24 protein-coding genes and 1 tRNA gene are annotated in these 23,230 nt (G+C 60.4%); 7 read left to right on the forward strand and 18 right to left on the reverse strand.

The window, feature by feature from the left end:
* Positions 1-92: 92 nt before the first annotated feature.
* The 6 genes from ACSBOB_RS29525 to ACSBOB_RS29550 form a co-directional block, all read right to left on the reverse strand.
* On the reverse strand, positions 93-890 hold the full coding sequence (locus tag ACSBOB_RS29525; RefSeq protein ID WP_442579586.1) for a purine-nucleoside phosphorylase: 798 nt from the start codon (positions 888-890) through the stop codon (positions 93-95).
* Positions 887-1,279 (reverse strand): cytidine deaminase, encoded by a 393-nt coding sequence (gene cdd, locus ACSBOB_RS29530; RefSeq protein WP_442583873.1) that lies wholly within the window; start codon positions 1,277-1,279, stop codon positions 887-889. The genes ACSBOB_RS29525 and cdd overlap by 4 nt, the downstream gene beginning before the upstream one ends.
* A gap of 69 nt (positions 1,280-1,348) precedes the next feature.
* Positions 1,349-1,609, reverse strand: coding sequence for a hypothetical protein (locus ACSBOB_RS29535; RefSeq protein ID WP_442579587.1), 261 nt, complete (start codon positions 1,607-1,609; stop codon positions 1,349-1,351).
* A gap of 28 nt (positions 1,610-1,637) precedes the next feature.
* On the reverse strand, positions 1,638-2,759 hold the full coding sequence (locus tag ACSBOB_RS29540; protein WP_442579588.1) for an ABC transporter permease: 1,122 nt from the start codon (positions 2,757-2,759) through the stop codon (positions 1,638-1,640).
* Positions 2,759-3,898, reverse strand: coding sequence for an ABC transporter permease (locus ACSBOB_RS29545; RefSeq protein WP_442579589.1), 1,140 nt, complete (start codon positions 3,896-3,898; stop codon positions 2,759-2,761). The genes ACSBOB_RS29540 and ACSBOB_RS29545 overlap by 1 nt, the downstream gene beginning before the upstream one ends.
* A gap of 488 nt (positions 3,899-4,386) precedes the next feature.
* Positions 4,387-5,919, reverse strand: a complete 1,533-nt coding sequence (locus ACSBOB_RS29550) for an ABC transporter ATP-binding protein (RefSeq protein ID WP_442579590.1) — start codon at positions 5,917-5,919, stop codon at positions 4,387-4,389.
* Between the two features lie 184 nt (positions 5,920-6,103).
* Between ACSBOB_RS29550 and ACSBOB_RS29555 the strand changes: the two genes are divergently transcribed.
* Both ACSBOB_RS29555 and ACSBOB_RS29560 read left to right on the forward strand, forming a co-directional pair.
* On the forward strand, positions 6,104-6,313 hold the full coding sequence (locus tag ACSBOB_RS29555) for a SlyX family protein (protein WP_442579591.1): 210 nt from the start codon (positions 6,104-6,106) through the stop codon (positions 6,311-6,313).
* A gap of 107 nt (positions 6,314-6,420) precedes the next feature.
* On the forward strand, positions 6,421-6,822 hold the full coding sequence (locus ACSBOB_RS29560) for a hypothetical protein (RefSeq protein WP_442579592.1): 402 nt from the start codon (positions 6,421-6,423) through the stop codon (positions 6,820-6,822).
* A gap of 179 nt (positions 6,823-7,001) precedes the next feature.
* Here ACSBOB_RS29560 and ACSBOB_RS29565 read toward each other — a convergent pair whose 3' ends face one another.
* Entirely contained in the window at positions 7,002-8,231 is a 1,230-nt protein-coding gene (locus ACSBOB_RS29565; RefSeq protein WP_442579593.1) for an MFS transporter, read from the reverse strand.
* Here ACSBOB_RS29565 and ACSBOB_RS29570 point away from each other — a divergent pair.
* Entirely contained in the window at positions 8,221-8,484 is a 264-nt protein-coding gene (locus ACSBOB_RS29570) for a hypothetical protein (RefSeq protein WP_442579594.1), read from the forward strand. The two genes, ACSBOB_RS29565 and ACSBOB_RS29570, sit on opposite strands and share 11 nt — an antisense overlap.
* Before the next feature lie 195 nt (positions 8,485-8,679).
* Entirely contained in the window at positions 8,680-8,814 is a 135-nt protein-coding gene (locus ACSBOB_RS29575) for a hypothetical protein (RefSeq protein WP_442579595.1), read from the forward strand.
* Between the two features lie 99 nt (positions 8,815-8,913).
* On the opposite strand, the gene ACSBOB_RS29580 is transcribed toward ACSBOB_RS29575, so the two are convergent.
* The 3 genes from ACSBOB_RS29580 to ACSBOB_RS29590 form a co-directional block, all read right to left on the reverse strand.
* Entirely contained in the window at positions 8,914-9,903 is a 990-nt protein-coding gene (locus ACSBOB_RS29580) for a BMP family lipoprotein (RefSeq protein WP_442579596.1), read from the reverse strand.
* A 172-nt stretch (positions 9,904-10,075) separates the two neighbouring features.
* The gene (gene msrA / locus ACSBOB_RS29585; RefSeq protein WP_442579597.1) at positions 10,076-10,744 is read right to left on the reverse strand and encodes a peptide-methionine (S)-S-oxide reductase MsrA; all 669 of its coding nucleotides are present in this window, start codon (positions 10,742-10,744) and stop codon (positions 10,076-10,078) included.
* A 38-nt stretch (positions 10,745-10,782) separates the two neighbouring features.
* On the reverse strand, positions 10,783-11,211 hold the full coding sequence (locus tag ACSBOB_RS29590; protein ID WP_442579598.1) for a hypothetical protein: 429 nt from the start codon (positions 11,209-11,211) through the stop codon (positions 10,783-10,785).
* Positions 11,212-11,520: 309 nt separating this feature from the next.
* Here ACSBOB_RS29590 and ACSBOB_RS29595 point away from each other — a divergent pair.
* Positions 11,521-11,610: transfer RNA gene (locus ACSBOB_RS29595), tRNA-Ser, on the forward strand.
* Between the two features lie 136 nt (positions 11,611-11,746).
* On the opposite strand, the gene ACSBOB_RS29600 is transcribed toward ACSBOB_RS29595, so the two are convergent.
* From ACSBOB_RS29600 to ACSBOB_RS29625, 6 genes are all read right to left on the reverse strand, one after another.
* Complete coding sequence (locus ACSBOB_RS29600; protein WP_442579599.1) at positions 11,747-12,214, reverse strand: hypothetical protein; 468 nt, start codon at positions 12,212-12,214, stop codon at positions 11,747-11,749.
* The gene (locus ACSBOB_RS29605; RefSeq protein WP_442579600.1) at positions 12,215-12,757 is read right to left on the reverse strand and encodes a hypothetical protein; all 543 of its coding nucleotides are present in this window, start codon (positions 12,755-12,757) and stop codon (positions 12,215-12,217) included.
* A gap of 135 nt (positions 12,758-12,892) precedes the next feature.
* Positions 12,893-13,114 (reverse strand): HNH endonuclease, encoded by a 222-nt coding sequence (locus tag ACSBOB_RS29610; RefSeq protein WP_442583874.1) that lies wholly within the window; start codon positions 13,112-13,114, stop codon positions 12,893-12,895.
* A gap of 24 nt (positions 13,115-13,138) precedes the next feature.
* Positions 13,139-13,951, reverse strand: a complete 813-nt coding sequence (gene istB, locus ACSBOB_RS29615; protein ID WP_442577702.1) for an IS21-like element helper ATPase IstB — start codon at positions 13,949-13,951, stop codon at positions 13,139-13,141.
* A complete protein-coding gene (istA, locus tag ACSBOB_RS29620) occupies positions 13,941-15,470 on the reverse strand; it encodes an IS21 family transposase (protein WP_442583696.1) in 1,530 nt (509 codons plus the stop codon). The genes istB and istA overlap by 11 nt, the downstream gene beginning before the upstream one ends.
* Positions 15,471-15,915: 445 nt before the next feature.
* Positions 15,916-16,503 carry a hypothetical protein gene (locus ACSBOB_RS29625; RefSeq protein WP_442579601.1) on the reverse strand — a complete coding sequence of 196 codons (588 nt, stop codon included), beginning with the start codon at positions 16,501-16,503 and terminating at the stop codon, positions 15,916-15,918.
* A gap of 416 nt (positions 16,504-16,919) precedes the next feature.
* Here ACSBOB_RS29625 and ACSBOB_RS29630 point away from each other — a divergent pair, with 416 nt between their 5' ends.
* Positions 16,920-17,456, forward strand: a complete 537-nt coding sequence (locus ACSBOB_RS29630) for a hypothetical protein (RefSeq protein WP_442579602.1) — start codon at positions 16,920-16,922, stop codon at positions 17,454-17,456.
* 270 nt (positions 17,457-17,726) lie between these two features.
* Positions 17,727-18,728 (forward strand): hypothetical protein, encoded by a 1,002-nt coding sequence (locus tag ACSBOB_RS29635; protein WP_442579603.1) that lies wholly within the window; start codon positions 17,727-17,729, stop codon positions 18,726-18,728.
* 854 nt (positions 18,729-19,582) lie between these two features.
* Here ACSBOB_RS29635 and ACSBOB_RS29640 read toward each other — a convergent pair.
* Both ACSBOB_RS29640 and ACSBOB_RS29645 read right to left on the reverse strand, forming a co-directional pair.
* On the reverse strand, positions 19,583-20,164 hold the full coding sequence (locus ACSBOB_RS29640) for a recombinase family protein (protein ID WP_442579604.1): 582 nt from the start codon (positions 20,162-20,164) through the stop codon (positions 19,583-19,585).
* A gap of 659 nt (positions 20,165-20,823) precedes the next feature.
* Positions 20,824-22,569 (reverse strand): calcium-binding protein, encoded by a 1,746-nt coding sequence (locus ACSBOB_RS29645; protein WP_442579605.1) that lies wholly within the window; start codon positions 22,567-22,569, stop codon positions 20,824-20,826.
* Positions 22,570-23,230 lie beyond the last annotated feature (661 nt).

The raw sequence follows: 23,230 nt of genomic DNA on the forward strand, positions 1-23,230 counted from the left end.
ACGCAAAGGTGCGTTGGCGTTTGGCCGCGAGGACCCCACCCGGCCGCTTCGCGGCCACCCTCCCCTCAAGGGGGAGGGAAGAACCGCGCCGCTCATATCCCCTCCTCGAACATCTTCTTCAGCACCGCCGCCAGCCTCCGCCCGCCGAGCGGCGCCATGTCCTTGGTCTCCTGATGCGAGAGTTCGTTCCCTGTCATGCCAGCGGCGAGGTTGGTGATGACCGAGCAGGCGGCGGCGCGCAGGCCAAGGAAGCGGGCGATGATGACTTCCGGCACCGTCGACATACCGACTGCGGTGGCCCCCATGATGCGGGCCATGCGGATTTCGGCCGGCGTCTCGAAGGACGGGCCGGAGAACCACATGTAGACGCCCTTGTGCAGCGGCGTGCCGGTCGCCTCGGCGGCCTTGACGATCGCGGCGCGCAGATCGCGGTCATAGGCTTCGGTGAGCCCGACGAAACGCGCGTCGGTCGGCTCGCCGATCAGCGGATTGGCACCGGCGAAGTTGATATGATCCTCGATCAGCATCACCGATCCCGGCGGCATCGCCGGATCGAGCGAGCCGGCGGCGTTGGTGAGGATCAGCGTGGTGACGCCGATCGCAGCGAGGATTTCCAGGGCCGGGCGCATGGCGGCGGCGTTGCCGTGCTCGTAATAATGCGAGCGGCCGGCAAGCAGCAGCACTTCCGCGCCGCCGAAACGGCCGCTGACCAGCGTGCCGGCATGGCCGGTGACTCCGCTCTTCGGAAATCCCGGCAGGTCGGAATAGGGAATGCGGATCGCGTCCTCGACCTCGTCGACCAGCCCTCCGAGGCCGGAGCCAAGAACGACCGCGACCGTCGGCATGCGGCCGCCAAGCCGCTCGACCAGCGTGGCGACGGCATCGGTCATCTCAGGATCTTTCCTTCAAAGCCGTAAGGAAGCATCTGGCCGATGGTGACCGTCTCGACGACACCGGCATCGTCGCAGAGATAAAGCTTTGCATCCGGGCCGGCGAACTCCGCCAGCCGCTGGCGGCAGCCGCCGCAGGGCGTGATGCGCGCCATGCGCTCCGCCACCACGGCGATTTCAGCGATCTCGCCGCCGCCGCCCATGATGTAGTGGCCGAGCGCCGTGGTCTCGGCGCACCAGCCTTCGGGATAGGACGCCACCTCGATGTTGCAGCCGGCGAAGACGCGGCCGTCGGTCGTGCGGATCGCGGCCCCCACCGGGAATTTGGAATAGGGCGCGTAGCATTTCGCCATTGCCTCGCGCGCCGCGAGGAAGAGATCATGCATGATCGGACATCCAGCCTGTTTTCCCGTCGGCGCCGGAGGCGCTGGACCGGATCCGGTCCGACGGCGGTTCGCTTATTCGTCGGTCGAGGCCGCGCATAATTGCGTGTTGACCTTCCAGATCGCCCTTGGCGACTGCTTGTCGTCCAGGACACAGACCTGGACGTGGCCGTCCGCCGAACACATGTCAGCTCCCAGCGAATAGAGATTGCTCTCGTAGACGCAATAGAACTTCATGTAGTCCTTCTCGAAATCGGCAGCCACGTTGACCGTCGTGTCGGCGAAGGTCGCGGCCGGAGCGACACACAGGGCGGCGGCCAACAAAAAGCGTCTCATCAATCTTCCTCCAGCATTTTTCAGCACCTCACCGCTCCTTCACATAGGGCACGCCGCCGGCGCGCGGCGGGATGGCCTTGCCGATGAATCCGGCAAGCAGGATGACGGTGAGGATGAAAGGCAGCGCGTTGACGAGTTGCACCGGCACACGCACCGGCGCCGGGCCGTAAGGCTGGAGCACGACCGCGAGCCCGTAGGCGACAAGGCCGGCAAGCACAGAGCCGAGGATCACGGCGGGCGTTTTCAGCTTGACGTAGCCGAGCAGCACCAGCGCGCAGACCAGGATAGCGAGCGGCGGCAGCCAGGTGGCGATGCCGACCGGGCTACCCTGGATGCGGATCGACGCCGCGTCGAGGAAACCGAACAGCAGGCAGGCGAACATGGCCGGCACCGGCTTCCATTTCGCGAAGATCAGCGCCGCCAACGCGATGTAACCCTTGCCGGCGGTCATGTCCTTGACGAAGCCGGCGTTCTGGGCGACCGACAGATAGGCGCCGGCCATGCCGGTCAGCACGCCGGTGATGATGACGGCCCGATAGCGCAGCCAGGTGACCGAGATGCCGGCGGTGTCGACCGCCGCCGGGTTCTCGCCGACGGCGCGCAGGCGCAGGCCGAAGCGGGTGCGGAACAGCACCCACCAGGTGAGCGGCACCATCAGGAAGGCGACATAGACCAGAATGGAATGGCCGGAGATAACGTCCGAATAGATCGGCCCGAGGATCGGCACCCCGCGCACGGCGTCGGCGCCCGGCAGGATGATCTCGCCGAAGCGGGCATCGCCGGCCAGCGACGGCGTGCGGCCTCCTTGCCGGAACCACGCCTGACCGAGGATGATGGTGGAGCCGGCGACGACGAAATTGATGGCCACGCCCGAGACGATCTGGTTGCCGCGATGGGTGATCGAGGCGAAGCCATGGACCAGCGCGAGGGCGACGGCGGCCAGGATGGCGACCAGCAGCCCGACCCAGGCCGAACCCGAGACGGCGGCAGCCGATGCCCCGGCGAAGGCGCCGGCCAGCATCTTGCCCTCGAGGCCGATGTCGAAGATGCCGGCGCGCTCGGAATAGAGGCCGGCGAGGCAGGCAAGCAGCAGCGGCGCGGACACGCGCAGCGTGGCGTCGCAAAGCTGGATGGCGGTGTCGAAGAACATCAGGCGCCCTCCCCTTTCGCGGCCGGCACACCCATGCTGCGCGGGCTGAGCGAGGCGAAGACGGTCTGCACCGTCGGGCGGAACATGTGCTCCAGCGCGCCGGCGAACAGGATGACGAGCCCCATCATGATGACGATCATGTCGCGCGAGACGTTCGGCATCTCGAAGGCCAGTTCTGCGCCACCCTGATACAGGGCGCCGAACAGCACGGCGGCGGCGATGATGCCGGCCGGATGCGAGCGTCCCATCAACGCCACGGCGATGCCGACGAAACCGGCGCCGGCAACGAAGTCGAGCTGCATACGGTGCTGGTCGCCCATGATCGGGTTGAGCGCCATCATGCCTGCCAGCGCGCCGGAGATCAGCATGGCGACGATGATGATGCCACTTTCCGAAATGCCGGCGTAACGCGCCGCCTTCGGGCTGTGGCCGAAGGTGCGCATGTCGAAACCGAGTTTCGTGCGCCAGATCAGCACCCAGACCACCCAGCACATGAAGAGCGCCAGCAGGAACGAGATGTTGAGCGGCGCCGAACGGATCGACAGGCCGAAGGCCTCGAACAGCCAGCCGAGCTTCGGCAGTTGCGCGCCTTCGAGGAAATCGCGCGTCTGCGGCGCCATCGAGCCGGCCGGCTTGATGACGTTGACCAGCAGGTACACCATCGCGCTGGCGGCGATGTAGTTGAACATGATGGTGGTGATGACGATGTGCGAGCCGCGCTTGGCCTGCAGATAGGCCGGGATCAGCGCCCACAGCGCGCCGACGACCGCCGAGGCGACGATGGCCAGCGGGAAGGTCAGCCACCACGGCAGGATGCCGTCGAAGGTCAGGCAGACCAGCGCCACGCCGATGCCGGCGATATAGGCCTGGCCCTCGCCGCCGATGTTGAACAGGCCGGCATGGAAGGCGACCGCCACGGCAAGGCCGGTGAAGATGAAAGTGGTCGCGTAATACAGCGTATAGGCGAGGTTCTGGCCCGAACCGAACGCGCCGTCGACCAGCACGACGGCCGCCTTCAGCGGGTTTTCGCCAACCAGAAGCACGACGATGCCGGCGACGATGAAGGCCACCAGCAGGTTGATGACCGGGATCAGGCCATAGTCGGCCCAGCGGGGGAGCTTTGCGAAGGGGGCGCTCATCGGCTAGGTCGTCCTAAATTCGTCAAGAGAAATCGCTAATTCGTTCGCCACAACCAACTCTAGGAGATATTGCTCCACATCATCGCTTGTTTGCAGATAACGCAGGTGAATGCCCCTTAGCCATTCTATTGTCCTATCAAACTCCAATTTGAAATAAGCTCTCGAAAAAAGCTCCTTTCTCGACCCTTCTGTCTTGTACGACGCCTTCAAATAGGAATCATCGCCTTTGTCGTGTGCGACTCTTTCTCGCGTTCTCTTGAACGCGAAACTTGATGACCAAAGCGTCCCGGAACATTGCCCATTAATCCGATCCCGCAATTTACGGCACCTTCCGACGTGGACAGGACAGCTATCGTCATAGAATACATAAATTGCGGGGATTTGCGGCAGCGTAGCCCGACTAGTCACCGGCACCAATCGTTGACCTGCCAATGTGCGGCTTTTTGCAATCGCGAGGTCCAACTTCGCATGTAGATCGAGGCGCTCAATCATTCCGCCGCCTCCTGCTTCTCCACGCCGGCCATCAGCAGGCCGAGTTCGCCCTCCGTAGCCTCCGGTCCGCGCTCGCCGACGACGCGACCGGCGAACATCACCAGGATGCGGTCGGACAGCGAGCGGATCTCGTCGAGCTCGACCGAGATCAGCAGCACCGCCTTGCCGGCGTCGCGCATGGCGATCAGCCGCTTGTGGATGAATTCGATGGCGCCGACATCGACGCCGCGTGTCGGCTGGCCGACGATCAGCACGCCGGGGTCTTGTTCAATTTCTCGCGCGAGCACGATCTTCTGCTGGTTGCCGCCGGAGAAATTCGCGGTCTTCAGCCGGTCATTGGCTGGGCGGATGTCGTATTTCTCGATTTTTTCCCGCGCATCGGCATGGATGGCTTCGATGTTCAGGAACGGCCCGCGCAGATATTGCGGCTTGTCGTGATAGCCGAGGATGGAGTTCTCCGCCTCCTCGAAGGCGAGCACCAGGCCGACATGGTGGCGGTCCTCCGGCACATGCGCCAGTCCGCGGTCGCGCAGTTCTCCGGGGTCGGCATGGCCGGTGACGTCGATCGGCTTGCCGTCGAGGAGCACCGTGCCGGACACAGCCTTGCGGATGCCGGAGATCGCCTCGATCAGTTCGGACTGGCCGTTGCCGGCGACACCGGCAATGCCGACGATCTCGCCGGCCCGCACGTCGAGCGAGACGCCGTCGACCATGACCACGCCGCGCGAATCCCTGACGACGAGATCCTTCACCGAGAGTTTTACTGCGGCGGGTTTCGGCTCGCCCTTCTCGACGCGCAGCAGCACGCGGCGGCCGACCATGAGTTCGGCCAGTTCCTCGACGGTCGTCTCCGAGGTCTTGCGGGTGGCGACCATCGTGCCCTGCCGCATCACCGAGACCGTGTCGGTGATCGCCATGATCTCGCGCAGCTTGTGGGTGATCAGCACCACCGTCTTGCCCTCGTCCTTCAGCATTTTCAGGATGCGAAAGAGATGGTCGGCCTCGGCCGGCGTCAGCACGCCGGTCGGCTCGTCCAGGATGAGGATGTCGCAGCCGCGGAACAGCGCCTTCAAAATCTCGACTCGCTGCTGAAGGCCGACGGGAAGCTCCTCGATCACGGCGTCGGGATCGACCTCCAGCCCGTATTCGCGCTCGAGCCGCTGCAGTTCCGAACGCGCCTTGGAGATCGAGGCGTTGAGCAGGGGCTCACCTTCGGCCCCGAGGATGACGTTTTCGATGACGGTGAAATTCTCCACCAGCATGAAATGCTGATGGACCATGCCGATGCCGGCGGCGATGGCGTCGTTGGGCGTGTGGATCGAGGTGGCCTTGCCGCCGACATGCACCTCGCCGCTGTCGGCCTGGTAGAAGCCATAGAGGATCGACATCAGCGTCGATTTGCCGGCGCCGTTCTCGCCGATGATGCCGTGGATCGTGCCGCGCTCGACCTCAAGGTTGATGTCGCGGTTGGCGCGCACGGCACCGAAACTCTTGTTGATGCCGATGAGCTGGATCGCGGCTTGCGCCATGCACTTGTCCCACTCTTCTTTTTATCGTTTGGTCAAAACCGCTAGCACGCAGGCTTTCCCCTGCCAATCGTCCCGGCCCGGCTACTCTCGACAAATCCACCGGTGCTTGTCAATTTCGATCGCGGGTGCGAAGGGCGCTGGCGTCCGCCTCGCCTTCCCGGCGAACCCGCACAGGAGCAATTGCATGGTCATGCCGGCCGATCGCCTGACGACGCTGGAAATCCGCGCCGCCGAACAGGAGAAGACCATCGAGGAACTGTCCGGCCAGATCGCCGAGCAGTGGAAGGTGATCGACCGGATGCAGAAGAAGCTCGATGCGCTGACGGAGCGGTTCCTCAGCCTGGAGGAACAGGTGCAGCCGGACATGCCGGTGACCAAGCCGCCGCACTGGTGACGCCACTCGCGGCCGGGGAAAAGTGTCGACCACGTCCCGCCGAAACCCTCGCTCCCGCTGTACAGAGGCGCCGGTTCGCGGCATTATTCGCGCCGGGGACTTTTTCGATGAACGACACCGACCGACTTGCCCGGGCGGGCAACTATGTCTTCGGCCTGATGGACGAAGCCGAGCGCGAGCGCGCCGAACGCGACCTTGAGCGCGACACCTCGTTTCGCGACGCGGTCATGGAAATCGCCGAGCGGCAGCGGCTGGCGAAACTTCGCGAGACGCCCGAACCGGACGGGCGCTGGCAGGCGGTGTCGGCGCAACTGGCCGGGCTGCCGCAGATGCACGCGCTGCAAGGCGAAAGCCGGCCGCTGACGGCGCCACCGCCAGCGGCGGAGGAGTTGGCTTCCGGCACCATGGTTTCGCGCCTCGACCGACCGGCGGTGCTTCGGCTTGCTATGCTGGCGACAGCGCTTCTGACCGCCTTTGTGCTGGGCTACGTCATGGGCGCTTCGAGATAGGTCGGGCGGTCGCGCGCTGCTCCTTGACCCGCCGTGGTGCTCATCTTGGACGGTCTACGCAGATCTTAAAATGACCGGCGCTCAAGTGTTGGCAGCCGCTCACGCCGGCGTCTCGACGCCCATGCCGGCAGCGTTCAGCCCCGCCATCATGCCGTCCAGATCGTCGATACGGAAATTGATCATCCATTGCTGCCCGATAGGGTGCGCGCGGCTTCCTCGCCCGGCTTGCCCATCGCCTGCACGGAGCTGCCGACGAAAAACGGCAGCAGGCACACCGCGCCCGCCGCAGACAGCGCCGCAAGATACCAAGCGAAGCCCGTCCAGCCGTGGCCGTCGATGACAACGGCGGCCAACGGCGGACCGACCACCGTGCCGATGCCGCCGGCCTGGCAGACGAGGCCGATGGCCACCGCCGCCGAGCCGCCACGCGGGACGATGGCCGGGATCGCCGCGAACAGCGTCGAGGCTGTCAGACCGCCTGCGACGGCAAAGACGATCACGGCGGCGGTTGCGGATGTGCCGTCCGCGCCGGTGAAGGCGGGCCATGCCGCAAGCGCCGTGACGCCGAAACCGGCGGCGGCAAGCAGCAGCGACAGACGTGCGCTGCGGCGCACCAGCAGGCTTGCCAGGAAATTGCCGAGCAGAACGGTGAGCGAAATCGTGCCGGCCGACACGAGAAGGGCCGAATCCGGTCCCTGCAGGAAACTCGGCAGGAAAGTGAAGAAGCCGATCGAGACCACGACATAGACACCGAACGCCAGGGACACGAGGACGACCGGTATTGTGAGCGTCGCCGCGAAGCTGCCTGTGGATGGCCCCGACGATTGCCGCTCGTCTCCGGCGTCGCCGATCCGGCCGAGCAGCAGGACAGCAGACACGGCGAAAAGCAGGAAGAGCACGACCGCCGTCATCAGAAAGAAACGCGGATTGGCCGGCGCGTCGATGCCACGCGCCAAAAAATCGTCGATGGCGAAACCCATCGGCACGAAGCCGCCCCACACCGCCAGCGCCGTCGCCCGCCAGCGTGGCAATGGAACGCTGTTCAGCAACGCCGGAATGGCGATGACCAGGATGAGATAACCGAGGCCCTCGACCAGCCTGGCGACGAAGATGGCGAAGGCCGATTGCAGCAGCGCCAGCGCGACGCCGCCGGCGGCCAGCACCAGGGCCGAGACGAAGAAGGACTTTCGCGCCCCGACACGCTCGATGGCCCAGCCGGCCGGCAGCGCCGCAAGAGCGACGAAAATGCCGATCATTGCGGTGAACCACCCGGTCAGCACCAGCGAGAAGCCGACCTCGGACTGGTACCAGCCGATCAGCGGCGCGACCTTGCCGAGTTGCGTGCCGGCCAGGATACCGGCCACCAGCAGGACGATGATCGTCGTCAGGCGCATGTTGTTGTCGGTCATCGGCGGCATTTGCTCTCAAAACGGCGCATCGCCCCTGGACACGCAGTTCGCATTCATCGGTCACGAATGTTTCCGGATGACGCCGCCGACGCACCTGTTTGCAATAAAAATCGCGATTTACCTTACGCAGCGTCAGTATTTATTGACCTATATTCATTTCGGAAAGGAAGCACATTGCAAGCAATCAAACCTTGCTCGCCTGGAGGCTGCATACCGGGCCTGGAATGACAAGAAGGGCGACAGCCAAGGATAATGGCAGGACCGATAGACGATCGGCGCTGGATCGCCAGCATACATGAAGACCCTCCGGCGCTTTCTTTTGCCGAAGACCACAATTCCAGGCAATGATGTCTCGACTATATGGGTGGAGTTATCAACGATTGGACGATGGTCCACGTCACGCCGAGACCTATGTTTGCGAAGGCGACAACATCACGATGTTCGGGAAATGCCGATAGACAAGCAAGGCGACCGCGGAGACGTCGAATGCCGGGCCGCCAATCTCTGGCGTTTCAACAGCGCCGGCAAGGAGCTGCAGATGACCGAGGTGTTCGACACCGAGGCCGCGGCGCCGCGCCAGTAGCGACCGGGAAATGCAGTCGGGGCGGGATGAAATGGCGAAACGAAAAGGGCCGCCGAACTGTGCCCGGCGGCCCCTTTTTCGCGTTGCGTTATATGCCGATCAATACGGGCAGGCGTTGTCCGACATGTAGTCGTGCACCTTGACCGTGCCCGCGATGATATCGTTCTTCGCCTTCTCGGCCGCCGCCTTCATGTCGGCGGTGACGAGGTCCTTGTTGTTGTCGTCCATGGCGTAGTCCACGCCGCCCTCCTTGAGGCCGAGGTCGTTGATGCCGGCGGTGAATTTTCCGTCCTTGGCATCGGTGAAGGCGTTGTAGACGGCAACGTCGACGCGCTTGACCATCGAGGTCAGGATTTTTCCGGGCTGCAGGCCGTTCTGGTTGGAGTCAACGCCGATGCCGAGCTTGCCGGCATCCGCCGCCGCCTGGAGGACACCGACGCCGGTGCCGCCCGCCGCCGCGTAGACGACGTCCGCGCCCTGGTCGATCTGCGACTTGGCGATCTCGCCGCCCTTGGTCGGATCGTTCCAGGCCGCAGGCGTGTCGCCGGTCATGTTCTCGATCACGTCGGTCGCGCCGGCCGCCTTGGCGCCGCCGACATAGCCGCAGCCGAAGCGGCGGATCAGCGGGATGTCCATGCCGCCGACGAAACCGACCTTCTTGGACTTGGAGGCCAGCGCCGCCAGCACGCCAACTACGTAGGAGCCTTCCTGCTCCTTGTAGACGACCGAGCGGACGTTCGGCTTGTCGACGACCATGTCGATGATGGCGAAGTTGGTGTCGGGGAAGTCCGCCGAGACCTTCTCGAGCGTCGCCGCCCAGGAGAAGCCGGCCATGACGATCGGGTTGTTGCCGTCCTCGGCGAACTTGCGCAGCGCCTGCTCGCGCTGGGCGTCGTTCTGGATTTCGAAGTCACGGTATTCGATGCCAGACTCGGCCTTGAATTTCTCAGCGCCGTTGAAGGCCGATTCGTTGAAGGATTTGTCGAACTTGCCGCCGAGATCGTAGATGATCGCCGGCTTGATGTCCGCGGCGAATGCCGGGACGGTGAACACGGTTGCGGCCAGGAGGCCGAGAACGAAACGCTTCATGTGATCCACACCCTGTCGGTTCTTTTTGATCGGCGCTCCCGGCTCGTCACCACACGGGCGATGAGCGGAGCACGGCAGGCGGCGTTCACCGCCCGCTCTGGACCACTCTTGCATGCCAAAAGACAAAATTCACGCGGAATCTTGACCGTTTGGAAAAGCCCGGGCGTCGCCCTCAGGCGGCGGACGCGGCTTGCGGCATCGGGCAGGACACGCCGGTGCCGCGCAGGTTGCAATAGCCGTATGGGTTCTTCGCCAGGTACTGCTGGTGGTCGTCCTCGGCGAAATAGAACACCGGCGCCGGCTCGATCTCGGTGGTGATCTTGCCGCGCCCGGCCTGCTTCAGCGAGTCCTGATAGGCATCCCGGGAGGCAAGGGCTGCGGCATGCTGCGCTTCGCCGAACGTGTAGATCGCCGAACGGTACGTCGTGCCGACGTCGTTGCCCTGGCGCATGCCTTGCGTCGGGTCGTGATTCTCCCAAAAGGCCTTCAGCAGGTCCGAGTAGGAGACGATCTTCGGGTCGAACACGACCAGCACGATCTCGGTATGGCCGGTGAGACCCGTGCAGGTCTCCTGATAGGTCGGATTGGGCGTGAAGCCGCCGGCGTAACCCACGGCGGTGACCCATACCCCCCGCATCTGCCAGAACATGCGCTCGGCGCCCCAGAAGCAGCCGAGGCCGAACATCGCGGTCTCGAGCCCTTCCGGATACGGTCCCTTCAGCGGGCGCTTCGAGACGAAATGCCTGCTGGCCGTGGCAATGGCCTTCTGCCGGCCCGGCAGGGCTTCCCCAGGCTTCGGCAGGTTGATCTTCCTGTTCAGCATGTCACTCAGGAAAAACATCTTTCATCCTTGTTGTGATCGTTCTTTCGGGCGGCCGGTCAGGCCGCCGGCTGACCGGCAGCCGGTCCGGGCCGATGGCTTATCGCATAGAACATCAGGGCAAGCGCTGCGAAGACAACGAAACCCGGGAGGCCGAGGATATTCGCGACGACGTCCCAGGCGAGCGGGCCAAGGCGAGTTGAGACCGTCTCACGCAGCAAAGCCAGAGTGCCGGGCGAAACCCAACCCCAACTGACGGAAAGCGGCGTCATCACCAGGGCCGACGCCGCAACGCAACGCGCGGCGTCGACCACCGCCAGGACGACGGATGCCGACAGCGCGACGATTGAAAGCAGGCGAGAGACAAAGCGTACCATTCCGTTCCAGGTTTCGCTTGCGACACAGCAATATTGCGGGCCGCGGCGCAGTTCAACCGGCCGCCCGTGAAATCGAGGCTTTGCGGACGGCGCGACCAGAGTTCCGGTCATTGTGACTTTTGTTTGAAGGGAAACGCGGCCGCCTGAAAGAAGATCCGCGATGCGCCCCTACCCTCGGCCGCGTCGGGAACTCTCGAAAACATCGCCGGGGCGCCGCCCCCGCTTCGGCCGCCGCCAGCGCCGAAACCCGGGCGGCGGCAGCGAGGCAGCCGCTTTTTACCCGGCTATCGTCGCATCCCGTCGCGCCGCCTCATCGACGCCAGTAAAAACCTTCGCCACGATCGCACAGAACACGGCTTGGCACGGCGCATAAGATCGACTAGAGGAGCCCGGCACCCGACCGGCTTGCCGGAACGGCGCGGAGAGGTGGCCGAGTGGTTGAAGGCGCACGCCTGGAAAGTGTGTTTACGGGAAACCGTAACGCGGGTTCGAATCCCGCTCTCTCCGCCAGTCAACTTATGCAATTCTATCTAACTGATTTCGTTGAACTTTCTCGCCAGTCGGCGTCGCTGGGTGCCCCAGGGCGGTGCCCCAAAATTGAGTTTGCGTTAACCTGCCAAAGCCTATCGGCTCAAAGTTGACTTGGTCATTTGATGGACGCGACCGCCGCCAGCATAAACCTGGCCCCTGCATAGAGGGCGAACAGGAGGGCAGTGGCGCTGAGAATTGCCACCTCCTTTGACCGGACGAAGTTGATAGTCGGAGTGCGAGTCGGAAGGGTAGCTAATGCGTATAACGCGGCCCCAAGGGCAAGAACGGCCCATATAGAAGCCCACTCGACGTGAGGAGCGGCTGCGCCAAGCCCGCTCGTATTGAGTGCGATAAAAGCACCCACCCCGGCAATAATGATTGAGCAGCCAGTGATCACTCCGTTCAACTGCGCGAGAATGACAGTAGCGCCCAGATTGCGTTCCTCAGCGGCATCCGGAACGGTCGGGGTGGGCACACCACGCCAAGCGTACCAAACGCTGCCAAGCCAAACAAACGCCACGGCAGTTTCGACAATCGGCCAACGTGCAAGGGAGGAACAAGCGTTGACCCACCATCCAGACATTCACTGCGCTCCAGGCAATTTGTTGACGTTGAAGACCTTATCAAAATATTGGTCACTGGTAGTCGGCAGGCCTTCGAACGCGGTAGGGTACGCATCCGGCCCACTTTTTTCCAGTTGAGCAGGCAATGCGACGGCCTCAGGGCCCACCGCCGCCCGAATGGCATTTCGAACGCCCTCATTGTAGAAAGCAGGCACTTGAGCAGGCCATGAACTCTCCACAAGCGGAGGCTTGTTTGGCGGGAATATGCATTGTATTCCGATTGCCGCTACGAAGTCTTCGTCGGATGGAGCGCTACGATTATTCTGCTTTCCAATTTCTTCAGCTACGACCGCTACAGATGCCAAAAAGCCCAGATAACGTCCTATATCGTCCGGTTGGGCGTTGTTCCAATTTATATCAAGACGATCTGCGATTGGGTATTTGAACGCTAGTTCTTGTAGTCTCTCAGGAATGATAATTGGCATATTGCCCTCCGCATTTGCAAACCTGGGGACTGTCATGGCAACAAAAATAGCTGCAAAGACGATGCGCTTGCTTATCATAGAATCCCCCCGAATGACAAAACGTCTTTCCGACAGCACTGACACAACGCAACATTGGAAACAATAGGCGCTAAAAAAACAACTGACCATCGGTATTCGTTTCCGTCGATTCACCGCCGTTAGCTTGTGCCAGGCTCAACGCAGAGACTGGGGTTGCAAACCCTCCTCCCGCTCCGGTGGTATCACTTGATACTTCGCCGTGCTGTCGCAATAGGGGTGCAGCCACTGACTATTTTCGATATCGGCAAGGCCACCGGAGGACTTCTCGACAACGTGGTCTAGGTGCATCGACTTCTTGTCAATTCGCGCTCCGCATATCCTGCATCTGTTGATTTTCACTGAGAACTGACCCGGCATTTTCACCGAGAAGTGACCCGCCCTTCATGTATGTTTTGGTTCTGCGGGGACGGTCAAGGTTCTAGCTTTCTCCTTTGCTCTTTTCGGCTCTTGGGCAGAGCTGTTCTTGAACCGGAAGCTGTCGTTCCCGGTCTCCAGGATGTGGCAGTGATGGGTCAGCCGGTCGAGAAGCGCGGTTGTCATCTTGGCATCGCCAAAAACGGTCGCCCACTCGCTGAAGCTGAGGTTTGTGGTGATGATCACGCTGGTGCGTTCGTAGAGCTTGCTCAGCAGATGGAAGAGCAATGCGCCACCTGATGCGCTGAACGGCAGATAGCCGAGCTCATCCAGGATAACGAGATCGGAATGCACGAGGCGATTGGCGATCTGGCCTGATCGTCCCTGTGCCTTTTCCTGTTCGAGCGCATTGACCAACTCGACAGTCGAGAAGAAGCGAACCCGTTTGTGATGATGCTCGATGGCCTGCACGCCAAGCGCGGTCGCAATATGGGTTTTGCCTGTGCCTGGGCCGCCGACGAGGACAACATTGTTGGCGTCATCGATGAACTCGCCACGATGAAGCTGACGCACCAGGGCCTCGTTTATCTCACTGCTGGCGAAGTCAAAGCCATTGAGATCGCGATAGGCTGGAAAGCGCGCCGTCTTGAGCTGATAGGCTGTGGACCTGACCTCCCGTTCCGCCGTTTCGGCCTTCAGCAGTTGCGACAGGATCGGAATGGCGGCTTCAAATGCGGGCGCCCCCTGTTCGGTGAGTTCGCCGACAGCTTGCGCCATGCCGTGCATCTTCAGGCTTCGAAGCATGATGACTATTGCGCCGCTGGCAGGGTTATGACGCATGGCGCACCTCTGCGGCCTTCCTCAAGGCATCGTAGCGCTCGACGTTTGCCTTCGGCTCATTGGTGAGCGTTAGGGCCTGAGGAGCACTGATGGTCGGGGGTGTGAGCGATTTGCCGTCGATCAGACGATGGAGCAGATTCAGCACATGGGTTTTGGTTGGAACGCCGGCTTCCAACGCCATCTCCACGGCACATAGCACGGCCTGCTCGTCGTGTTGCAAGACGAGCGCCAGGATGTCGACCATCTCGCGATCGCCGCCTGGCTTCTTGAGCAAGTGTTGTTGCAAATTCCTGAACGCATCGGGGAGTTCAGCAAACGGTGCTCCGTTGCGCAGCGCGCCTGGTTTGCGCTGAACAACAGCCAGATAGTGGCGCCAGTCATAGATCGTCTGACCCGGCCGATCATGCGAGCGATCGATGATGCGGCGATGCTCACAGAGGATCAAACCCTCCGCGGCAACAACGATGCGATCCGGATAGATCCGAACGCTGACAGGCCGATTGGCAAAGGATGCCGGAACGCTGTAGCGGTTGCGCTCTAAATGCACGAGACAGGTCGGGGAGACCCGTTTGGTGTATTCGACAAACCCGTCGAAGAGACGTGATGTCGGCATGAGGGCCTGGGATTCCTCTGCCCAGATATCGGCAATGGTGCCGCGCATCTTTCCATGCGGGGTCTTCTGCCAAAACTCCTTGCATCGAAGCTCCAGCCAGTCGTTCAGGGCTTCGAGCGAGGCAAAGCGCGGAATGGGTTGCCACAGGCGATGACGCGCATCCTGGACGTTCTTCTCGACCTGCCCCTTCTCCCAGCCTGACGCTGGATTGCAGAACTCGGGTTCGAACAGGTAGTGGCTGGCCATCGCCATGAAGCGGACGTTGACGTCGCGCTCCTTGCCGCGCCCGACCTTGTCGATCGCCGTGCGCATGTTGTCGTAGATGCCGCGCCGGGGAACGCCGCCAAAGACACGGAAGGCATGATTGTGGGCGTCGAACAGCATCTCGTGCGTCTGCAGCAGATAGGCTCGAACGATGAAGGCCCTGGAGTAGCTGAGCTTCGTATGCGCCACCTGCAGCTTGGTGCGCTCGTTGCCGATGATGGCCCAATCCTCGGACCAATCGAACTGGAACGCCTCTCCAGGCTCGAACGCCAGCGGCACGAATGTCCCTCGTCCTGTCGTCTGCAATTCCCTCTGAAGATTTGCCTTCCACTCCCGGGCGAAAGCAGCAACACGACCGTAAGACCCCTCATAGCCAAGGCTCACCAGATCGGAATGGAACTGCTTGACGGTCCGCTTCTGTTTGCGGTTCTTCTTTGCTTCCGCCCTCAGCCAGGCCGACAAACGGTCGGCAAACGGGTCAAGCTTGCTCGGCCGCTCCGGAACCTTGAACTGAGGCTCCACGCCATCAGAGCGTAGATATTTGCGGATGGTGTTCCGCGACAGGCCAGTCCTACGGCCAATCTCACGGATCGATAGATTCTCTCGAAAATGCCAGCGTCGGATTACGCTCAATAACGCCATGTCGATCACTCCAATGCCCCCACTGTCATGCAGGGGTGGTTCAAACATGGGTCAATTCTCGATGGAAATATCCTGCGCTGCCGGGTCAGTTCTCAAAGGCAATCAACAGACTTGAGCCTTGTAAGCGGCTGAGCGGCCCCGGAGATTGTTTGCCGGGTCTACAGGCCCCGCCATCGCCAGCCGGACGTTAAGGTCCTGCCAAACGGGGAAAACCATCCGGTGACCGTCATTGGCATCAAGCCAGCTTTCGGCGCACTTCACGTAGGGATGGAGGTCAGCAGCACGATAGCCGGGGTGCCAATGCGAGCCGTGCCGGGCCTTGCGCTGGATGTGGTAGACGCAATGGAACTGGACAACATTCCGGTGCTTGGGGGCGCTTGCGGGACGGCCGCAACCGGGAATGGGGCAAAGTCGGGTATCGGAGCGTGTCGGCATCGGCTACCCACTATTCCCAAGGTCTCGACGCAGCCTCACACAAAGCGTCCCATTCGGCGTCACCAAGGCCATCCTCGTCAAAGTGGAACGGCGCGGATCGACCAGCTACTTGGGCTAAATGCAAAGCCCTCTCCGCACCTTCCGGCAATGGCGCACTGTCGGAATTGGCAAAATGAACTGCATTGCGATCTAAGCGCGGCCCTATCTTTCTCAATATATCAAGATTTTTCCTCTTTGGCTCCTTCAGCCACGTCTTGATGTTCCTGCCAAGCCATCTGTATATGTACTCCGCACGAGAAAATACTATCGACCTAACAGACGAGAATTCGTTCGCTTCTATGAATTCAAGCACGGTCAGCGTCGCACCTAACTCACCCCTCATATTGTCCGATTGCTTTGACCGTGATCGAAAGAGAATTGAGCAGAGTTCATTTCCATCTTTATCTGTCACCAACACACAGAATCCGTGGGTATGCCCGCCACCCGCTAGGCCATGTGCCGACGCGGCGACGAAGAAAGTCAGTTCACCGCCTTTGGGTATCGACCCGGATAGGATCGGAATCTCTGGTCCGGAAGCACCTTTGGACTGCTCAGTCATCGTCGCTGCAATTCCTGCTCGCTATGCTCGCCCGGTTCCCTATGAAGTTCTCACACGTAGGGGAACAGCGAAATGTGACGTATTAGTCGCAGGTGCTAACCGATCTTCGCCACAAACGTTCGCCGATCGTCGTTGCCTTGCCGGGAGTTGCAAATCGGCCCGCAGCAATTCATTGTTCGAAACGAGCGCAGACGCGGCGTTCCGGGGCGTGGAAACCCTGAGCCTAGCGGTACGGTGTCAACCGGAATGGCATCGATCCTCGACTTTTGGTCGGGGAGCCTGTGGCGTATGTCCAGGTTCTCCGAACTAAAGGCCGCAGGGACCAGCCTAGGCTCGGTTTTCCAACTCCCCGATCAGGGTCAGGGAGGCAGGCTTGCGGGGGCGTACCGCAGGCATTTGCCTCATCGGGGGCTCCAATGTCTGAGGACCAATTCAACCGTCCGTTCCCGGCGAATGAGGAGGAGCGGCAAATGATCCTTGCCAAACTTAGGGGGAAGAGCGAGCAGGATTCAGTGACCAATGACACAAGGGAGTTGTTCGAGACGGCAGCCCTCCATGTTTCCATGGTGGCAGTTGCACTGGTTGTGGGAAGCGCGGTCGATTGGATACTGCCGGAAGTGCTCCCATCACTCGAATGGAAATGGCGGATAGGCATCGGCGTCGTGTCCTTCCTCGGAACGCTAATGGTGATCAACCAGAGTTTTGACGGGCCAGAGGGTGTTCACCGCCGCGCAAAGGCGGAGCGTCTTGCCCGCCGCTATGGCTACCCCGTTACGCTTGCGGTTGGCCTCTGGGGCGGCACATTGCTTCAAGAGCACTGGTCCACCACCTCCGGCCTGGGCGAGGCAAAGGATGCTGCGGTTCTGGCCTGCCTACAGGTGCCGGAATGTCTGGACCTTGCGAAGGTGGGCAACAACGGCGATGAGGTGCAGTGGATCATTGGCCGTCCCTAGGTTTGTGATGGACGTTGGGGTCATGTTTTTGGTCTGCCGCCGCAGAATTTCGCCTTAATGCCAAGCTGCGCCGGTATCGCCCTGCGGCCCTGAACAGATGCTGAGCAGTAAAACTTGGCGGAATGGGGTTCGCTTAAATACGCTTGCGATCAGATAAACTGGAGCCATACCGCGATTGAAGGCATTGCGAGTTGCGGTTTGTGAGCTAGTATCGACCTTGCGGCGACGTTGACGTCTGTCTGTTTGCTTCTGATTGCAGGGGGTCACCAAATGAGAAATTTAGCTCTTCCCATCTTTCTGTTTTTATCGGCAACCGCCGGGGAAGCGGTGGCGCAAGATCGGTGCGGAGATGTTTTAAGAGAAGGGACTTTTCAAACAAGTCAATACCGTGAAAACAATTATTTCCAACAAATCATACGCAGTCGATTTGCAAAGGCTACTTACGATGAGGCGAAGTCTGATACTTCTGGTGGATTTGGTATACCGCTAGGCGAGATAGTGATTGGTGGCGATTTCTCGCAATCGGATTTTGAAAAAAAGCAGCAGTCGATCAGAGATGAACTCGACGTCGATGTGATATCGCGCCAAGAGATTGATGTTGCATTGAGTTCAGGCGACCCAGAAATTGTAAGAGCTTGGCGGGAGTGCATGCGGGGAAGGAACGGTCTCACCGCCCGGTTCGAAGTCTTTTCGGCCAAGGAAGTTGTCTTGAAGGTAGAGTGGCTTGGATTTGCGGGAGTTCCAGCAACCGAAATTCTTAGTAATTTGATGTTGCCTGAAGGCGTTACAGGTGATGTTGGCTGCCTTGCGCAAGGTGCCCAACTAGATCGCGATATAGCGTGCGATGTCGTTCTCCAGCTTCCTGACGCCTTTACGACAATGGTTGTTGCCGTCAGGACAAAAAATGGAGCTACAACGGCGTATCTTCCAAAGCGTATCAAGCTTTCTAAGGAGGTTATTCCGTATGATTTTGGTGCCGATTCCGAAATAGAAACCGCAGGGGAAGGCGGAAGTTCTCGGCCAACCATTTCAAAGAGATTGACGGACGATCAAATTAGCCAGGGTTGGCGACTTGATCCCAGATCGGTGACTGGCTCAATTGAGTTGAAACATGCGGTCGATAACGGATTCTGCGATGATATGAGAGTCAATGCGGATGAATACCAGCTTAATATTGATTACCGATGGCTCAACAATAATGGGTTGGGTATGCACTGCGTGTTTCGACCCAGAGCTAACTTGGTGCGGTCCAGATGGGTACATATGGATTAGCTTGAAGAAACTCCAATCAAAAGCAGACGGACTAGGGACCCGCTGAAAGCCGACTTCTCCTAATTGCTCGACTCGCCACGTCTTCCCGGCGTTTGGTATATTTGGAACTGATTTGGAGAATTCCGATTTGCCAGGGAGAGCCGTGGTTAGGAGATGACTCGTCACCATCGCCTGCGCGGCCGGCTCCGGTAGTGTCCCCTCACATACGTGCCGTTCTTGCGGAAGTATCCCCGCACTGCAACCGTCTTGGGGCGTCCGGTGAGATTGCTTACGTCCCCGTAGCAACTCCCATTCTCCGCGCAACTGCCGTAGGTCGGCTTATAGGGCGGCGAATAGGTGGGCTGATATGCGGGCCGATAGCCCGCGCCACTCGCTGCCTCTGCGGAATAGCAGGCTGGCGAGCGTCCGCCGGGCCGCGAATAGGCACTTGATGCCCCGCATGAGCTTCCGTCCGAACGGGTGTCATATGGGCAATCGCAGACCCCGCTGTATGGTGCTCGCGTCGGGACATTTGAATAGGTGTTTGCGGCATAGAGGGGTGGCGTCTCGCTCGGCACGGCGCTGGGGCTTATCGGATGCGCTGGGGAGCCAAATGCGGGGTCAGTTGCGGGAGGGAGTGAATTGGCAGCGAGGGCATCCGACTGGTCCAACACGTCCGGTGCAACTGGCAGCGCGGTGGCGGGAGGCGACGGTGGGAATGCTGAGACACTTGTCGGCGCTTGTGGCCCGTAGGCGCTACAGGCCGCCAATAGCAGGACCAGCACTAGCGCAAGAGGGTGCGCTCCCCTTTGCATCTCTCCGCCCTCCCAGTGGCAATTGGGCTCCCTTGGGCGGCGGGAGTCAATGGGGGCGTCTTATGCGGCGGCTTCCTGCCCGCTCTCGGCAACGATGCGGAAGTAGCTGGCGCGGCTAATGCCCAATGCCTGCACGATGTCATTCGCGGACTTACCCTCTGCCCGCAACCTCATCACCTTCTCCGCCTTGGCACGGGCCGTAGGTTGCCTCCCCTTGTACTTCCCATCGGCTTTGGCCTTGGTGATGCCCTCGCGTTGGCGCTCTAACATTAGCTCCCGCTCAAATTCCGCTATGGAGGCAAGCAGGTTCACCATAAGCTTCCCGGTAGGTGTCCCCGTATCGAGGTTCATGGCGAGGATGCGAAGCTCTACCCCCTTCCTCCTCAGTTCCCCGGTGATGGTGATGAGGTCGGCTACAGACCGGGCTAGGCGGTCAAGCTTGGTCACTACCATGATGTCCCCCTCCCGCACCCACTCAAGGGCGGTTTGAAGTTGAGGGCGATTGGTGGCGACTGAGGACAGTTCCTCGCGGAATATCTTCGTGCAGCCTGCGGCGGCTAGGTCGCGAAGCTGGGCTTCAAGTCCCGCCTTCTGGTCGGCGGTCGAGGTTCGGGCATAGCCGATGAGGACGGGAGCGGACATTGCGAAGGTCTCCATTAAGAGGCGTCATGTGAGACCATTATGAGAGACTTTGAAGCGAAACGTCAAGAGACTATTTGTGTGAGACTGATTTCGATGCCCTAGTGCGGACTCACACGAGCTTGGTCATGTGAGACGGCGAGCATCGGACAATTTGCACCATCGTGCTGTTCCAAACCTTCATCTCGCTCCTCCCCCCTCCCTCGGCCCCACTAGAAGTCTGGGCCTTCGCGTCGATGAGGGTAGGCAACGCGGCCCGCACAAGACAAGCTTTTGATGGGTAGGGGGTGGCACGGGGGGAATGCCGCCGCGCCGTTGCATGAGGTGACCTCTCGGATGGGTGACCCACTTTTCAGTTGACGAGGCTCCGGCCAAACGCTGTGGCAACAATTAATCGGGAGATTCGCGGTGCTTCTCACGTGGGCTTGCTCTGCCGTGGCATTTCATCGACGCCTGCTTAGCGGCGGTGTAATCGGAATTGCGGCTTGGGGTCACAATTCAGAGCTTTGGTCACACCGGGCGCCGGAACGATTTGTGTGCCCCTACTACAGAGTTGATCTCGCGCAAGCGACCCGTTTTTCATGACAGGCCGCACTAAGTCCGCCCGATAGCAAGGCTCACAATAGCCGGCAAGAGGAAGACATTCGGCGGGGCAAGAAGTGCTAAGCTATCGAGAAATCGGAATGGGTAAGGGACAAACCCACTGTAACCTTCGCAAATAAAACCCCTTCCCCGGCGGCACTCCCATTGCCGTCGTAAAAGATTTCGCCTGTGGTGGTGTTAAAGATGATTCGGTCGGTGCCGTCCTCAGCAAGCCCTGTCATATTGGCGCGGAAGGCGGAGGCGGAAAGTGTCCCGGTGGACAAGGAGGTGAAGACGTTGTCCGACAACAGGAAACGGTCGTCGGTGGGATTGAAATCAAGGATCGTGTCCACGTTGTTCGCGCCAAGAGTGGAGGCAAATACGAAAGTGTCGTTTCCACCCAGTCCCCGGAGCGAGTCGCTACCGCCTTTGCCCTCAAGTCTATTGGCCCCCGCGTTCCCGGTAATCGTCTGCGCAAGCCCGTTGCCGGTAAGGCTTATTGGCGAGGTGCCTCCCGCAGAGGTGGTAGCCATCTGCTCAATATGGACGCTTGATGCCAGCACATACGATACGGCCGCCGCCACCTTGTCGTTGGAGCCTTCGGAGGCTGCCTCCACTATGATATCTCCCGAGTTGTAGACGGCGTAGGTATCGTTACCGCCCCTCCCCTTGAGCAAGTCGGGTAGCCCTGCACCACTCTTAAGAACATTTTCCCCAGCGTTGCCTACTATTTCCTGATGCAGCGAATTGCCGGTGAGGTTTATAGCTGTCGTGGCTGAGGAGGCTGCTGTCGTCAGCAGTTCCACTTCTACACCAGATTCAAGCGTGTAACTGGCACGAGCCATTACTCTGTCGGCGCTGCCAAATCCGACCTCCTCTGTAATCACATCCCCTGCGTTATCGACTAAATAGACGTCACTGTCTGCACCGCCCTCCAGGGCGTCCGCGCCAGTTCCGCCATCAAGCCGATCTACGCCGTCGCCGCCAATCAACGTATCGATCCCAGATGACCCGGAGAGCGTGTCGTCGCCTGTACCGCCCGAAATATAGTCATTACCCGCATCACCCGAGATTTGGTCATTGCCCCCCAGGCCATAAACAACGTCACTGCCGCCGAGTGCAGCGATTACGTCTCCGTCAGCGGTTCCATAAACCAGGTCCGCCCCCTGAGTGGGCAGGTCTGGTCCCTCAAACACGTCTGTTACTTGAAGTGTCAGGTCCCGCTCGTAGGCCCGCCCGGTAGAGTCCACCGCCCGAAGCCTGACAACATAGCTGGCTTGCTGCTCAAAATCGAGTTGCTCTCCCTGCCGAAGACGCAGGGTTCCCGACAGAACTTCGAACTTACCGCTTACGTCTCCTACCAGGGCGAAGTTGCTATAGTCGCCGGCGTCAGGGTCAACTGCCGTGATGACCCCAACGCCAGCACCGGGATCATTTTCTGCAACGGTATACCCGGAAAGTACTATATCACGAGGAGCATCGGGACTCGACGTTACGTTTATGTCGTACTCGAAGTACCTAGTTGATGGGGTCGTATTGGACGTAAATTCATTAACGGCGAGGCGACCTGCATATCCGGCAAAGTCGGCATATGGCCTGAAAAATATGGCGACGCTGTCGAGGGTGAGGTTGCTTTGCCCTTCGTAAAAGCTAATTGGGGTTGTGATTTGGACAAGCTGGTTCGTCCAACTCGGTCTGTACCAGAGTTCTCCGCCGCTGGGCAACCCTGTGATATTGATGCGAGACGGATTGCTCGAACTAGATTCGGAGAACCTCGCAATTTCAAAGAGAGGGTCATCTTCTGCAAACGTAACGTTGGTGACCATTGCCCCGTCCCCATTATTTCCTACAATCTAAGGTGGATGTCTGATGTTACGACGTCAAGCCCTGCAAACTGAGATTTAATTGCTTATTAAGGATGCGTCGGGAGACGAAGTTTGAGCACTGTCGCGGTCTGGACGCACTACTCTCACCTCAGTGATCCATTCTTCACAGCGGCGGCAATAGCAATCGGCAGCTTCACAGCCTCCACCAAGGCCCGCTTAGCCTTTTCTGCGTCAACCCCAGCGTAGCCATGTTGGCTAACGTCCAGCGCCTCAGGGCGGTCACTGTCGATGTGTCCGACCACCCACGTTAGGGTCCACTCATCGAAGCCTTGCAAGCCGCTGAGCCGGGCGTCGCGGACCCTGTGGATGAACCATCGGCGACAGGAGGGGGAGGGGGGAGCGACACCAACGCAATCAAGATATGGTGTCTCGAATGAGTGCCGGGAAAAATAGCAGGAGGTTTGCTTGAATTCCGAGAGTGAGGGAGACGCGAGTCTAGGCCCTTCGCCCGAGAGGAGCCCAGCGCCAGATTTTCTGCGGGTTGCCATTAAGCTCAATCCAAATGGTGTTGCAGCGCCGGCTAGGAGGGCGGTGAGCGTCGCAAGTTTGGCGGTAGAACGATGTCTCAAAGCATTGTCGCAAGAGGATCAGACGCCTCCCG

Source organism: Mesorhizobium sp. KACC 23794 (assembly GCF_052180275.1).
GTDB lineage: Bacteria > Pseudomonadota > Alphaproteobacteria > Rhizobiales > Rhizobiaceae > Kumtagia.